The organism is Pusillimonas sp. ANT_WB101 (genome assembly GCF_008369125.1).
Taxonomy (GTDB): Bacteria; Pseudomonadota; Gammaproteobacteria; order Burkholderiales; family Burkholderiaceae_B; genus Allopusillimonas.
Genome location: NZ_VOAY01000002.1, coordinates 540,551 through 554,344, shown reverse-complemented (window position 1 = coordinate 554,344; position 13,794 = coordinate 540,551). Strand labels below are relative to the sequence as shown.

The following is a 13,794-nucleotide window of genomic DNA, read 5'->3' as shown; positions in this document are numbered from 1 at the left end:
TGTTGTGGATTAGGATACGCAACTTTCGGGCGTATCGTCAGAAAGGCCGCTGTGCCAGTGATGCCAAGCGCTGCAGCTGCGACAGATCGTGTAGCTTCCAGTCGCAACGCCGGCCGGTCACGTAACCCCTGGCCTGCCACTCGGTAAACAACCGGCTCAGCGTCTCGGCACGCATGCCCAGATGCGCGGCCAGTTGTCGCTGATTGAGCGGCAGCTGTACGGTAGTGCCCTGGCGTTCTTTAAGCTGCAGCAAGTAATTGGCGAGCCGTTCGGCCGCCGAGCTTGAGGTGATCCAATCTACCTTGTTTACCTGACCATACAGCGCGCTGCTCAAGCCCGCCAGCATGCTCATGGCGAGTGCTGGCTGGCTTTGGCACGCCTGATGCAGGCTGCTGCGCTGAAGGCGAAAAAGCCGGCAGGCGGTACGGGCCCTGGCCCACATGGGATAACGCCCGTGGGGCATAAACATGGCCGCCTCGGCCACCAGCTGCCCCGGCTCGAACACATGAAACACCCGCTCGTCGCCGTGGTGGCTGTAGCGAAACACTTCAACTTCGCCGCTTTCCAGTAGCAAGTACGATCTTGCCTCGTCGCCTTCGCGAAAAAGTATGTCTCCGGGCATTGCCTCTCTGGCCTGCGCACCTTGCGCCATGAGCCCGGCAATTGCGGCGTCAAGGCCAGCCATAAGACGGTGCTGTAACAGGAGCGATACAGTCGCGGCCTCTTCGGGTAGCATGTTGACTTTAGTCATGGCGTCTATTCGGTGGAAGTGAGAGAATTTTTGTTTAATAATAATTCTCATTTACTTAATGTTCAAATCTAATCTGCTCAGCAGGGCGTACGTAAGCGGCGCTCTGCTTTTTTTTATGCTCGTGTCTGTCGTGCAGGCGGCACTGCCTTATGCCACGCTGACGCTGGCCGGGCCCGGTGCTGTTGTCAGCTATCCGCTGTTGCACATGGTAGAAACCAATGCACTCAAAGAGTACGCACAGCAGGTTCAATTTCGTCTATGGCAAAGCCCTGATCAGCTGCGTGTACTGCTAGCCAAAAAAGAAATTGATTTCAGCGCCGTGCCCAGCAATCTGCCTGCACTAATGTATAACCGGGGCGATCCCGTTAAATTGCTCAATATCTCGGTATGGGGCATTTTGTGGCTGGTTAGCCGAGACCCTAATGTAAAGGGGTTTGAAGACCTGGGCGGCCAAGAGCTACTTGTGCCTTTTCAGCGTGATCTGCCGGCCGTCCTGCTAGACACGCTGCTTCAGGCACACAAGCAAAAGGGCGGTGAGCCCGTGCGTTTGCGCCGCACGCGCGACGCTCAAGACGCTATTGCACTCATGTTAACCGGCCAGGGCAAACACGCTTTGCTTGTCGAACCCACGGCATCACTGCTGCTGTGGCGCGCTGAGCAACAGGGCACCATTGCCCTGCACCGCGTGCAAAGTCTTGAAGACGCCTGGCGCGACGCTTTCCCCACTCGTGCCGAACTGCCACAGGCCGGTATTATGGCTAACTCTCATATCGCGAAAGATACCGAGCTCAGTCATGCAGTCGAGCGCGCTTATGCCGCTTCTGCCGCATGGTGTAAGTCCAACACGCAAGCTTGTGCACAAATGGTGCACCGGTACATCCCGCACCTTCCTGTGCCGGCCATTGAAACGGCAATACGCGTTACCCGGCTCGACAGCCGTCCTGCAAGCGAGGTTAGGCCACAGCTTGAAGCGCTTTACGGGTTGCTGGGCGAACAGTACCCCCAGGCCATAGGTGGCCGCCTGCCTGATGCCGGGTTTTACGGGCCATGAACGTAGTGTCCAATTCTGACGGCGTGGGCCGCACCTCACGGTTATGGAGCGTCCTGGGTGTGCTGCTGCTGCTCGCCGGCTGGCAAGCAAGCGCCGTCTACATGGGGCCGATGCTCATGGCCACGCCGCTAGAAACACTTAAAGCTATCCCCCGCCTGTTGGCCAGCGATCATTTTCTGCCTAACGCGGGCGACAGTCTGCTGCGTATTGGTATTGGTGTAAGCACAGGCTGCACCATAGGCCTTGCCCTGGGCATACTGGCAGGCCACAAACCGCGGGTGCGCGGGCTGCTTGAGCCAGTGCGGTGGCTGCTCATGGCTATACCGCCTGTTGTGGTCGTCGTTATGGCCATGCTGTGGTTTGGCTTGGGTTCTTCCATGGTTATTTTTATGACGGTGCTCATGATGGCACCTGGCATGTATGTCAATACGGTAAAAGGCATGATGCAGGTTGATCGCAATCTCATCGAAATGACGCATATGTACCGCTATGGGTTTTGGCGACGGCTGCGTCATTTGTACATGCCTGCACTCACTGCGCCGCTGACGGCCGCTTTGCTTATTGCCACGTGTGGCGGCGTGCGGCTGGTCGTTATGGCCGAAGTGCTGGGCGCAGAAAGTGGTGCAGGTTATGCTCTGGCCAATGCCCGCAGTACGTTTGACAGTGCAGAACTCTATGCCTGGGTCGCACTGATTCTGCTGCTGGTGGCCGTGCTTGAGTTTGCCTTGCTGCAGCCTTTGCAGCGCCACCTTGGAAAATGGCAGGAGCCCAGTCATGCTTGAGCTTAACAACATCACCCTGCATTTTGGGTCTTTGGCTGTGCTTCGGGGCATCGACCTCCAACTGAAACCAGGGCAGCGTCTGGGTTTGCTCGGCCCCAGCGGCGCAGGCAAGAGTACGCTGCTGCGTCTGGCCGCCGGGTTGCTCAAGCCCACGTCGGGTACGTTAAGCAATAGCTATCGTCATCCCTTGCTGGTATTTCAGGAGCCTAGGCTGCTGCCTTGGCGCCGCATTATTGAAAACATCGAGATACCATTGCGGGCGGCGGGTTGCCATGCAGACGAGGCACGCACGCGTGCGATGTATTGGTTAAAGCAGGTTGAGCTTGACGCGTTCGCGCAAGCATGGCCCCGAGAACTATCGGGCGGCATGGCGCAGCGGGCTTCACTGGCGCGTGCCTTTGCCTTGCAACCTGACTTGCTGTTGCTTGATGAACCCTTCAGCGCCCTTGACCCTGCCTTGCGTACGACGCTGGCTGCCTTGTGTCGTCGCTGCCTCGACGAAACTGGCGCCACCATGCTTTGCATCAGCCATCACCCACATGAGCTCGTAGAACTCACCGATAGCTGTTTGTTGCTCGAAAACGGCTATGTGCAGCGCTTTGATATAGACCCTGCAGCGGGGGCACAAGGTCGCAGTGAGACGGCTGATCTTTTATACCGGCGGTTGCTCCAACATGAAGCATTGGTCGCAGTTGGCTGACTATTCGCGCTTGTGTTGCCCAGCCAGCCCGCTTAGGTCGTGTAGCGCGGTCAGTCTGTAAACCCCGGAAGCGAGAGGCGGGCAACCACGTCTTTCAGGCTGGCCGAAATCTCGCTACGCAAATGAGGCTCCGGCAATATGCCTTCAGGACCGCCGCAACTGAGTACGAACGTACCTTCGCCAGTAATGGCGTTAAACGGGGCAGCTACAGCATTGATGCCCGGCTGCCAGTCACCTATGCCGTAACAGCACCCGTTTGCAGCGAATTCTGTGTTGGCTTTTGCCAATATGGCCAGCATATCTGCAGGCGCGTCCAGCGTTGGCAGCAAGGCATCTTGCTGAGCTTTGGGCAAGCTGGCCAAATACGTGCGACCCATGGTGCTGTTCATGCCGACGCGGTAGCCTACGGGCAAGCGCAGGTAAAGCGCGACGGAACCATGTACAGCATCTATGTATGTCATTGACTTTCCATCAAAGGCACCGAGAGCCACCGCTGCGCCGGTGGCCTGTGCAAGCTCTTCCATAAGCGGCCTGGCTACCTGGCGAACCTCGAGGCTGGCAAGACAGCCAAAGCCCAACGCAAGCACACCATAATCTGGCCAGTAGCGGCCTGATTCCCGGTCATAGCGCAAATAACCCAGTGTCATCAGCGTGTAAACGATACGGCTGACCGTTGATTTTGGCAGGCCCGTGAGCTCGGCTAATTCGAGATTTCCGAGTGACTTGACGTCAGGGGTGAAGCATCGCAACACGTCAAGCCCGCGCGCCAATGCCTCGACGAAATGAGGCGAAGCGGGGTCACCTTGGGTGGTGGCACGCTTGCGGCGAGCTGGGCGCCGTGCGGTACCCATCTCTTCTTGTTGCTTGGTGCCAATATCGGAAAGCGATTGCATTTGTCGTGCGCAGCCTTTATATTTGGGTGAGGAAAAAAGGAATTGAATTCCATTCTACGGAATTCAACTAAGAAAGTCATCCCCCTGTCATATATAAATCAGGAGACAAACATGTTCAGAGCAGGTTTTACGGTTTTTTCTGCGGCCTTACTCATTGCGTCAGCCAGTGCTGTTGGTGCTGAAGGTTTTCCGAATCGTGCTGTCACAATGGTGACACCGTTTCCGGCCGGCGGTGCCACCGACGGGTTGGCCCGCACCCTCGCTGAGCATATGGGAAAGACCCTGGGGCAGCCTGTGGTGGTCGAGAACCGCGCGGGTGCGGCAACAACGATTGGCGCATCGTATGTGGTCAGGTCTCAGCCCGATGGCTACACCATTTTGCTTGCCACGAACTCAACGCTGGTCACTAATCGTTTTCTTTTCAAGAGCCTATCGTACGATCCGGATGCCTTTGTACCTATAGGTATGATAGGAATCGGCCCCATGGTCTTGCTCAGCACCAAAAAAGACGGCTTTGGCTCGCTTGAGGATGTCGTGGCAGCGGCCAAGAAAAAGCCCGGTGCGTTGACGATCGCATCATTTGGCACAGGTACGTCGTCGCATCTTGCGGCAGAATATTTCCAGCAACTCGCTGATATCAAGCTGCTGCACGTTCCATTTAAGGGTTCGACACAGGCTCTGCCACAGGTCATTAGCGGTGATGTTGACCTGTTTTTCGATATGGTGTCCACCGGCATGCCGCAAGTGGAATCCGATAAGGTGGATGTTCAGGCCATTACCAGCAAGCAGCGTATGTCAACGCTGCCAAAGTTGCGCACGGTTGCCGAGTCGGGCTATCCCGGTTTCGACTTGACAGCCTGGTTTACGTTGGTTGCGCCGCCTGGGACGCCTGCAGGCGAAACGCGTCTGCTGGGCGACGCGCTTAAGGCTGCACTGGCGGATGAAAAGGTGAAGCAACGCATGCTTGTGATGGGTATCGAACCTTCTGACGGTAGCGTAGAAGCGTTGAACCAACAGATAAAACAGGAAATCCCCATTATTAAATCCTTGGTCGAGCAGGCGGGCATCGTTGTTCAGTAGATCGCGTTGACGGTTGGGGGCCCCTGGTCAGGAGTATCCGATGATCGGTTCCCGTCTTTTTTCAGCCCATGTGGTCTTGCAGTCTGGCTCAATTTTCGTTGTGCCCGTTCGTCAGTAAAACCTTCACCTTAAATACGTAGAGAAGTCATTATGTCAGCCCATCCATATTGGCAGTTTCCCCACATGAGTCGTCGTACGCCAGTGCTTGCCGCCAATGTGGTCAGTACGACGCAGCCTTTGGCTGCTCAGGCTGGCCTGCGCATGCTTCTGGCTGGCGGCAACGCTGTCGACGCTGCTCTTGCGACAGCAATTACCTTAACGGTCGTTGAACCCGTCATGAATGGTATTGGGGGTGATGCCTTCGCCCTCATTTGGGACAAAGGGACGTTGCACGCGCTGAATGCCTCAGGACGTGCGCCGCAGGCCTGGACGCCAGACTATTTTCATGGAAAGTCTGCAATGCCTGATCTCGGTTGGGGCACAGTGACCGTTCCTGGACAAGTCGCGGGGTGGGTAGAGTTGTCGCGTCGTTTCGGCAAGCTGCCTTTTCGGGATTTGTTCGAGCCCGCCATTGCCTACGCTGAAAATGGCTTTGCCGTGTCGCCGACAATCGCGCGGCAGTGGGCGGCTCAGGCGCTATTGCTTAAAGATCAGCCGGGTTACGCTCAGGCATTTTTGCCGACAGGTGCCGCACCGCAGGCCGGCGATATATGGCGCTTTCCAGCGCAGGCGCGCACGTTGGAACTTATTGCGACAACGGGTGGGAAAGCGTTTTACGAAGGCGAACTGGCTGAACGTATGGCCAATTTCTCTGCGGAAACAGGTGGTGCACTTACCCGCGCTGATCTTGCCGCAAACCGTTGCGACTGGGTGGACCCATTGTCCATGAGTTACCGCGGTGACTATATGCTGCATGAACTTCCGCCTAATGGGCAGGGAATCGCAGCCTTGATGGCGCTGGGCATGCTTGATACGTTTGACCCGCCGCGCGCAAACGCCCCTTCGTCGTTGTTCAACCTTCCCATCGAGGCGATGAAGCTTGCATTCGCCGACTTGCATGAGCACGTGGGCGATCCAATAGGCATGGGTGAACTGGCTGCCCAGCTTCTTGATAAAGATTATCTGCGCCGCCGTGCTGCGCTGATAGATCCGCGCAAAGCTTCAGTGCCCACAGCAGGTCTGCCAGGGCACGGGGGGACGGTCTATTTGACTGCCGCCGATGCTGATGGAATGATGGTTTCGTACATTCAGTCCAACTATCATGGCTTTGGGTCGGGTGTCGTTGTGCCGGACACGGGTATCGCCTTGCACAACCGTGGTCGTAGCTTTTCGCTTGTGCCAGGCCATCGTAACCAAGTGGCGCCGGGCAAGCGTCCAATGCATACAATTATTCCAGCCTTTGTGACACGTAATGGTGAGCCCTACGCCAGCTTTGGCGTAATGGGCGGAAATATGCAGGCACAAGGCCACGTGCAAATGATGCAACAATTGGTCGACCTGGGACACAACCCCCAGACTGCTGTGGATGCGCCTCGTTTCAGAGTCGAGAGCGGACCTAGGGTGATGCTGGAAGACCACACTCCGGCGGTAGTGGTGGAGGCTTTGCGTGCAGCGGGGCACAATATTGCTATGCAGCCAGGCGACAGCCTGGACTTTGGTGCTGCCCAGGTTATCGTGAGGCAATCCCATGGCGGCTACATCGCCGCGTCCGACCCCAGGCGGGACGGCCAGGCGGTAGGGTATTGACCGATAACTGCCCAGCTGTAAAAAAGGGTGCTATGAACCCGCCTTCCTTATTTCTGGCCTTCAGTTAAGAGCAATGACATGAACACACTCAGCGATAATCAAAACCGCGACATCCACTATCACATGCATCCGTATACCAATGCGGTTAAACATCAGCAGATCGGCCCCCGTGTCATCGAGCGTGGTGAAGGCATTTATGTGTACGATGATCAGGGCCGCAAGTACATTGAAGGCATGGCTGGGCTGTGGAGCGTGGCCGTAGGCTTTAATGAGCAACGCTTGGTGGCTGCTGCGACGCGGCAGATGAGCAAGCTGCCGTTCTACCATACTTTTACCCACAAAACGCATACCCCCTCTATAGAGCTGGCCGAAAAGCTTGTGCAGCTTACGAAAGGTCGTATGAACACGGCCTTTTTCACTAACTCGGGCTCGGAGGCGAACGACACCGTCATCAAGATGGTGTGGTACTACAACAATGCGCTGGGCCGAACCCAGAAAAAGAAAATTATTGCGCGTAACAGAGGCTACCACGGTGTTACGGTTGCCTCGGCCAGCCTTACGGGCCTGGCGCCCAACCACCGAGGCTTCGATCTGCCTCTGCCACAAATGAAGCATGTTACCTGCCCCCATTTTTACCGCGAGGGTAGGCCGGGCGAGACCGAAGATGACTTTGCCACCCGCTTGGCTGAAGAGCTTGAAGCCTTAATCTTGAGTGAAGGGCCGGATACGGTAGCGGCGTTTATTGGTGAACCTGTCATGGGTGCCGGCGGCGTCATTGTGCCTCCTGAAACCTACTGGGCCAAAATTCAGCAGGTATGCCGAAAATACGATGTGCTGATTGTGGCGGACGAGGTTATAACTGGCTTTGGCCGCCTGGGCTATATGTTTGGCTCCGACCGGTTTGGCATAGAGCCAGATATCATGGTTTTGTCCAAACAGATTACGTCTTCCTATCTGCCGTTGGCAGCTGTGCTGCTTAGTGAGCCCGTGCAGTCAGTGATTGCACGCTATACGGGTGAACTTGGAACCTTTGGCCATGGTTACACCACCAGTGGTCACCCCGTTGCCACGGCCGTTGCGCTGGAGAACATTCGCATCATCGAAGAAAATGGCCTGGTAGAAAATGCTGCCCGTGTCGGCGAGGTTTTGCAGTCATCGCTGCGTGCACTAAGTGATCATCCGCTGGTGGGTGAGGTGCGTGGCACAGGGTTGATTGCCGCTGTGGAGCTGGTTGCTGACAAGGCTACGCGCAAGCCATTTGATCCTGTGGGCAAGGCAGGCGCATTGCTTGTGGAGCGGGCCCATGAACACGGGCTAATCGTGCGCGGCATCCAGGATAGTATTGCTTTTTGCCCGCCGCTTATCATTACCGAAGAGCAGGTGCGCGACATGGTGGGTCGCTTCGTGGATACGCTCGAAGAGGTGCAGGGTCAGCTTGTCTGAGCGAAGGCGGGGCTAGCCCGCTTTCAGCGCTGCGGTTACTTCAATTCGGTCGCCAGCAACTCGCGTGTCACATCCCATCCCTTGCTGTGATGGGCACGTAAAAGCTCGCGCAATAGCAGCCCGTCGCGACGGCAGAGGGCTTCGATAATTTGCTCGTGCTCAGTTACCGCTTGCTCCCAACGAGCGTGTTCAATATTGCCCGCATATCGATATCGACGTATATGCAGCGATTCTGCCCTGTATATGCGTGACAGTGCCTCATTGTGTGCGCCGTCGACAATAAGTTGATGTATCTGCTGATTGATCTGGAAGTAAGACATCAAGTCTTGCTGTTGAAACGACACCAACATTTGATGGTGTAACGTTTTTATTTCTTCCATTTCAGGCGCGGTAATTCGGGCGCAGCTGGCCACTGCGGCAATACTTTCAAGGCCAATTAATACTTCCATTGCAGAATCGATGTGCTTCATAGAGAGGCGCGTAACAAACGCGCCGCGATTCGGCGTCAGGTCAATTAAGCCCTCAGAGGCGAGAATCTTGAGCGCTTCCCGTAGCGGCGTACGTGACAAGTCTTGGTGCTCTTCTAATACCGAACGTTCCGAAATGCGCTGACCGGGCTTCAAAACCCCAGAGACAATCAGTTCGCGCAGCCGCGTTACGGCTGACAACGTACGTGTGCCCCGGGCTGTGCTTGTAACTTCTGGAAGAGTTTTGTTTTCCATGTATTTTATATTTGCATGCAATGTATAGTATTTATAGGGTTTTCACTAACATTTGTTGATGTTTTTGTTTATTATTGCATGCAATAATTCGCCTAGTCATTTTCAAAATAATAAGTATATGAACTTTCACACATATTTCTCCAGTATCGCTAAGCCCGTCAACGCATGCATCGTGGGTAGTGGCGGCTTTGGCCGCAGTTTCCTGGCCCAGGGAATGCGCACTCCTCTGCTGAATTGCCGTGTGGCTGTTGATGTGAGTGCTGAGGTCGTGGTGCATGCCATGACCCAGATCGGCATCGCGGAGGATCAAATAAGGGTCTGCGAGACGCCTGAGTCGGCATTACAGGCCTGGCATGATGGCTGTTATGTTGCCACATCAGATCTGGTGAATTTGTTGGGTCTACCTCTGGATATTGTGGTTGAGGCGACGGGCAACCCAGAAGCGGGTGCGAGATACGCCAAGATGGCGTTGGATGCGGGCTTTCATCTGGCGCTAGTGTCGAAAGAAGTCGACAGCGTTGTAGGCCCAGGCTTGGCTCACATGGCCAGACAGAAGGGGCTTGTTATGACGCCAGTTGATGGTGATCAACCCAGCCTGTTGATTGGTCTGATTACTTGGGCGCAGGTAATGGGCTTTGAAATAATTGCTGCGGGCAAGGCGAGTGAGTACGACTTTGTCTACGATCATGAAACCGGCGCGATGAGCAGCAACGGTATGGTTGTCGGCCTGCCGATGTTCAAATCTTTTTGGTCGTTAGACGCCGAAGATCCGCGCACCACCATAAAAGCTCGCGCTAAGGCATGTCATCAACTGCCGCAGCGCGCCGTCCCTGATTTCTGTGAAATGCAGGTAGTGTCCAGCGCAACGGGTTTTGTTCCTGACACTCCCGAATTTCATGTGCCGATTTTGCGCATCTCTGAAGTGCCAGAGTTGCTCAGACCTGTAAGTGAAGGCGGTGTGCTGGCGGCAAGCGGCAAGCTGGAACTGTTTCACTGTCTGCGAAAAGCCGATGAGTTGAGTTTTGCTGGTGGCGTGTTCGTCGTGATTCGCTGCCATGATGCAGCCACTTGGTCTCTGCTTGCCGGCAAGGGGCATGTCGTTAGTGATGATCAGAAGACCGCGCTCATGTATATACCGCGCCACCTGCTCGGTCTTGAAGCAGCAATTAGTGTGCTTGAGGCTGCTGGTCTTGGCGTTTCGAGTGGTGGGGTTGATCCCAAGCCCACACTCGACCTGGTCGGTAAGGCCACAGAGTTTTTGCCGGCCGGCACTGTCTTGAAAATGGGCGGACATCATCATTCGATTGAGAAAGTGTCGCCTCTTTTAGTGGAGGGAGCAGCACTGGCTGATGATCGCCCTGCGCCATTTTATTTAATTGCAAATTGCCGCTTGAGCCGTGATGTACGAAAGGGGCAGTTTATTTGCATTGGAGATGTCGAGATCGACACCTCGTCAGTACTTTTTCAATTGAGAAGTTATCAAGATACGGTTTTTTTTGCCAGCTAATAACTGTGTGAGCTAGCCACAAACACACCCACAAGAAAGTTACCCATAGGAGCAAACATGAAATTTCTATCAAAGAAGTCTGCATTGGTTTTTGCCATGGCTGCAGGTTGTTTAGTATCGGGCGTTAGCGCCGCCTGGGAGCCCACAAAGTCGGTTGAGTTTATTGCTTCGGCGGGCGCAGGGGGCGGAACCGACCAGTTTGCGCGCATTGTCCAGTCAATTATTCAAAAATACAAACTGAATTCAACGCCGGTTATCGTTTCGAATAAGGGAGGTGGTGCTGGTACTGAAGCCTTTGTTTACGGCGAGGGCATCCATAGTGATCCGCACAAACTGATCTTTTCCACTAATTTGGCATGGCTTATGCCCATGATCACGAAGGTGGGCTACAAAATTGAAGACATGACCCCACTTGCCACAATGGCTGCAGATGAGTTTGTGCTCTGGACGTCGACATCGGCTCCGTACAAAACCGCTGAAGAATTGCTGGTTGCAGCCAAAGAGAAAAAGGCCGCATTCAAGTTTGGCGGAGCGCAGTCCAAAGACACTGATCATATTTTGACGCGCAAAATTGAAGATGCGACAGGCATCAACGTAACCTACATCCCGTTCAAATCTGGCGGCGAAGCGGCAGTGCAGTTAGCCGGCGGTCACGTGGACGCCAACACCAACAACCCGGGTGAAAATGCCTCTTACTGGAAAGCCGATAAAGTACGCCCATTATGCGTATTCGCCTCCAAGCCTTTGGCTAACACAGACAAAATCAACAAAGATACTTCGTGGGCAGATATTCCATTGTGCAAAGACTCAGGCATCAGCATTGACAGCTTTAATATGCCACGTACAGTGTGGATGGCCGGAGGCGTTAAGCCAGAAGAGGTCGCCTACTATGTTGAGCTACTTAAGAAGGTTACTGAGAAGCCAGAGTGGAAAGCGTGGCTTGCCCGTGGCGTGCAATCAGAGTTTTTTCAGACAGGTGATGCTCTTAATGCCTATATAAAGAAAGATGCGGCGGAGCACCATACCTTGTTCTCAAAGAATGAGTGGTTAGTTAAAAACTGATCTGATTTATTGATCAACAGATACGGGTAAACAGCAAGTATGTCATTGACAGACCGACGCACGATGGAGCTCGCAACCGTAGTAGCCATCGCTTTTTTTGGGGGCGTCATCGTTGCGGGCAGCCTACAGTTAGATACGGGATGGGCCGCGGAGACTGGGCCTCAATCAGGATATCTGCCTCTAAGACTGGGTATTGCATTGTGCGCTGTCAGTGTTTTGCTGTTTCTCGGTATTCTGCGCCAGCCGGGGCAAGCGGTGTTTGTGACGCGTGAGCAGTTCAAACTGACGCTTGCTGTCTTCCTACCGACAGCCGTACTTGTTGGGTCGATGTCTTATCTGGGCTGTTACGCGCCATCTTGGGTTTATCTGCTTTATATGGTGAAAGTTCAGGGACGAAACTCTTGGGGCAAGTCTCTGCTGCTTGCCAGCATTATTATTATTGCGTTTTATCTGGTCTTCGATCTGTGGTTCAAGGTTGATCTGGCCAAGGGGCCAGTAGAGTCCTTCCTGGGGCTGTAAGGAACTCACATGACAGACTTAAGTTTATTGTGGTCGGGCTTTGAAACAGCACTGACTTTTCACCATATTCTCCTGATGGTGGGTGGCGTATTACTTGGCATCCTGGTAGGGGTGCTGCCAGGACTGGGTGCGCCCAATGGTGTCACGCTTTTGCTACCACTGACATTCACCATGGAGCCTGTCAGTGCCATCATCCTGTTGTCATCGATGTATTGGGGAGCGTTGTTTGGGGGCTCAACAACGTCAATTTTATTTAATATTCCGGGTGAGCCTTCATCTGTCGCCACTACCTTCGATGGCCATCCTATGGCCAAAAATGGTCGTACAGAAGAGGCATTGTCAACGGCCTTTCTGTCAGCAGGGTTTGGGGCATTTACTGGCGTTGTCCTGGTTACTCTTATCGCCAATGTCGTTGCCGATTTTGCACTGCGGTTTGGGCCAGCTGAATATTTTGCTATCTTTTTGCTCACATTCTGCAGCTATGTCGGCATGAGTGGTGGTAGGCCGCTTAAAACCATTGTTTCGGTTTTAATTGGGCTCATATTGACCGCAGTGGGTATGGATACTGTATCGGGCGAGCTACGTCTCACGTATGGCACAACCTCGCTCATCAACGGTGTTTCATATCTTGCTGCAGTTATCGGTCTTTTCGGTATTGGCGAGCTCTTGGTTACGGTTGAAGAGGGGCTTGAGTTTAACGGGCTTAAAGCCAAAATGAACTTTCGCATAGTTTGGCGTACTTTCTTGGGCATGCCAAAACACGCGGTGGTTCTTGTTCGCTCGACATTGATCGGTTGTTGGATGGGCATTACGCCGGGTGGGCCAACTGCGGCATCGTTTATGTCCTATGGTATCGCCAGACGCTTCTCGCGCAATCCTGAAAACTTTGGCAAGGGAGAGCCAGCCGGCGTTGTCGCCCCTGAGGCTGCCGACCACTCGGCTGGTGTATCGGCCTTGCTGCCTATGCTATCGTTGGGAATACCCGGCTCCGCCACTGCAGCCGTCATGATGGGCGGCCTTATGATATGGGGACTTCAACCTGGCCCCATGCTATTCATTGAACAGCCAGATTTTGTATGGGGCCTGATTGCATCCATGTATATCGCCAATATTGTGGCGGTAGTGCTCGTGCTGACAACGATTCCATTTTTTGCGTCTATTTTAAAAGCGCCATTTTCAATTATCGGCCCGATCATCATCGTGGTATGTCTTGTGGGTGCTTACACTATTGCTGACCGTATGCTGGATGTTTATCTCGCATTGATCTTCGGTGTGGTGGGCTATGTGTTCAAGAAGCTTGATTATCCGATTGCACCGCTCATTTTGGCGATGGTATTGGGCGACAAAATGGAAGACGCTTTCAGGCAGGCGTTGCTATCGTCTCAAGGTTCCTTCTCGATCTTTTTCAGCAATGGGCTTGTTACAACGCTTATGGTATTAGCAGCTCTGCTGGCGTGCTGGGGCCTGCTCCCAAGGATTCGATTCAAACGCAAGAACGTACCGCTTCCCCTGCCTGAAAATGGCAAATAATTCGAGAC

At 54.1% G+C, this 13,794-nt stretch carries 13 protein-coding genes; 10 read left to right on the top strand and 3 right to left on the bottom strand.

The annotated features are described in order from the left end of the window. Positions 1-37: 37 nt before the first annotated feature. Complete coding sequence (locus FQ179_RS11505) at positions 38-751, bottom strand: Crp/Fnr family transcriptional regulator (protein WP_149397425.1); 714 nt, start codon at positions 749-751, stop codon at positions 38-40. A gap of 58 nt (positions 752-809) precedes the next feature. On the opposite strand from FQ179_RS11505, the gene FQ179_RS11500 reads away from it, so the two are divergent. Genes FQ179_RS11500 through FQ179_RS11490 form a run of 3 tightly spaced genes read left to right on the top strand, consistent with a single transcriptional unit; the run spans position 810 to position 3,284 of the window. Continuing rightward, positions 810-1,802: an ABC transporter substrate-binding protein gene (locus tag FQ179_RS11500; RefSeq protein WP_255474956.1), complete on the top strand. Its 993-nt coding sequence runs from the start codon at positions 810-812 to the stop codon at positions 1,800-1,802. 5 nt (positions 1,803-1,807) lie between these two features. Continuing rightward, entirely contained in the window at positions 1,808-2,584 is a 777-nt protein-coding gene (locus tag FQ179_RS11495; RefSeq protein ID WP_255474955.1) for an ABC transporter permease, read from the top strand. Further along, complete coding sequence (locus FQ179_RS11490) at positions 2,577-3,284, top strand: ABC transporter ATP-binding protein (RefSeq protein ID WP_149397424.1); 708 nt, start codon at positions 2,577-2,579, stop codon at positions 3,282-3,284. The genes FQ179_RS11495 and FQ179_RS11490 overlap by 8 nt, the downstream gene beginning before the upstream one ends. Positions 3,285-3,334: 50 nt before the next feature. Here FQ179_RS11490 and FQ179_RS11485 read toward each other — a convergent pair whose 3' ends face one another. After that, positions 3,335-4,177 (bottom strand): IclR family transcriptional regulator, encoded by an 843-nt coding sequence (locus tag FQ179_RS11485; RefSeq protein ID WP_149397423.1) that lies wholly within the window; start codon positions 4,175-4,177, stop codon positions 3,335-3,337. A gap of 111 nt (positions 4,178-4,288) precedes the next feature. On the opposite strand from FQ179_RS11485, the gene FQ179_RS11480 reads away from it, so the two are divergent. The 3 genes from FQ179_RS11480 (at position 4,289) to FQ179_RS11470 (ending at position 8,446) form a co-directional block, all read left to right on the top strand. Beyond that, positions 4,289-5,257, top strand: coding sequence for a tripartite tricarboxylate transporter substrate binding protein (locus FQ179_RS11480; RefSeq protein WP_149397422.1), 969 nt, complete (start codon positions 4,289-4,291; stop codon positions 5,255-5,257). A gap of 150 nt (positions 5,258-5,407) precedes the next feature. Beyond that, positions 5,408-7,003: a gamma-glutamyltransferase family protein gene (locus tag FQ179_RS11475; RefSeq protein ID WP_149397421.1), complete on the top strand. Its 1,596-nt coding sequence runs from the start codon at positions 5,408-5,410 to the stop codon at positions 7,001-7,003. 78 nt (positions 7,004-7,081) lie between these two features. Continuing rightward, entirely contained in the window at positions 7,082-8,446 is a 1,365-nt protein-coding gene (locus FQ179_RS11470) for an aspartate aminotransferase family protein (RefSeq protein ID WP_149397420.1), read from the top strand. A 35-nt stretch (positions 8,447-8,481) separates the two neighbouring features. Here FQ179_RS11470 and FQ179_RS11465 read toward each other — a convergent pair whose 3' ends face one another. Further along, positions 8,482-9,168 carry a GntR family transcriptional regulator gene (locus FQ179_RS11465; RefSeq protein ID WP_149397419.1) on the bottom strand — a complete coding sequence of 229 codons (687 nt, stop codon included), beginning with the start codon at positions 9,166-9,168 and terminating at the stop codon, positions 8,482-8,484. A 58-nt stretch (positions 9,169-9,226) separates the two neighbouring features. Here FQ179_RS11465 and FQ179_RS11460 point away from each other — a divergent pair, with 58 nt between their 5' ends. Genes FQ179_RS11460 through FQ179_RS11445 form a run of 4 tightly spaced genes read left to right on the top strand, consistent with a single transcriptional unit; the run spans position 9,227 to position 13,786 of the window. Continuing rightward, entirely contained in the window at positions 9,227-10,675 is a 1,449-nt protein-coding gene (locus FQ179_RS11460) for an NAD(P)H-dependent oxidoreductase (protein WP_223146247.1), read from the top strand. A gap of 57 nt (positions 10,676-10,732) precedes the next feature. Continuing rightward, positions 10,733-11,737: a tripartite tricarboxylate transporter substrate binding protein gene (locus tag FQ179_RS11455; RefSeq protein ID WP_149397418.1), complete on the top strand. Its 1,005-nt coding sequence runs from the start codon at positions 10,733-10,735 to the stop codon at positions 11,735-11,737. Between the two features lie 39 nt (positions 11,738-11,776). After that, positions 11,777-12,256 carry a tripartite tricarboxylate transporter TctB family protein gene (locus FQ179_RS11450; RefSeq protein WP_149397417.1) on the top strand — a complete coding sequence of 160 codons (480 nt, stop codon included), beginning with the start codon at positions 11,777-11,779 and terminating at the stop codon, positions 12,254-12,256. Between the two features lie 9 nt (positions 12,257-12,265). Next, a complete protein-coding gene (locus tag FQ179_RS11445) occupies positions 12,266-13,786 on the top strand; it encodes a tripartite tricarboxylate transporter permease (RefSeq protein WP_149397416.1) in 1,521 nt (506 codons plus the stop codon). Positions 13,787-13,794: the final 8 nt, after the last annotated feature.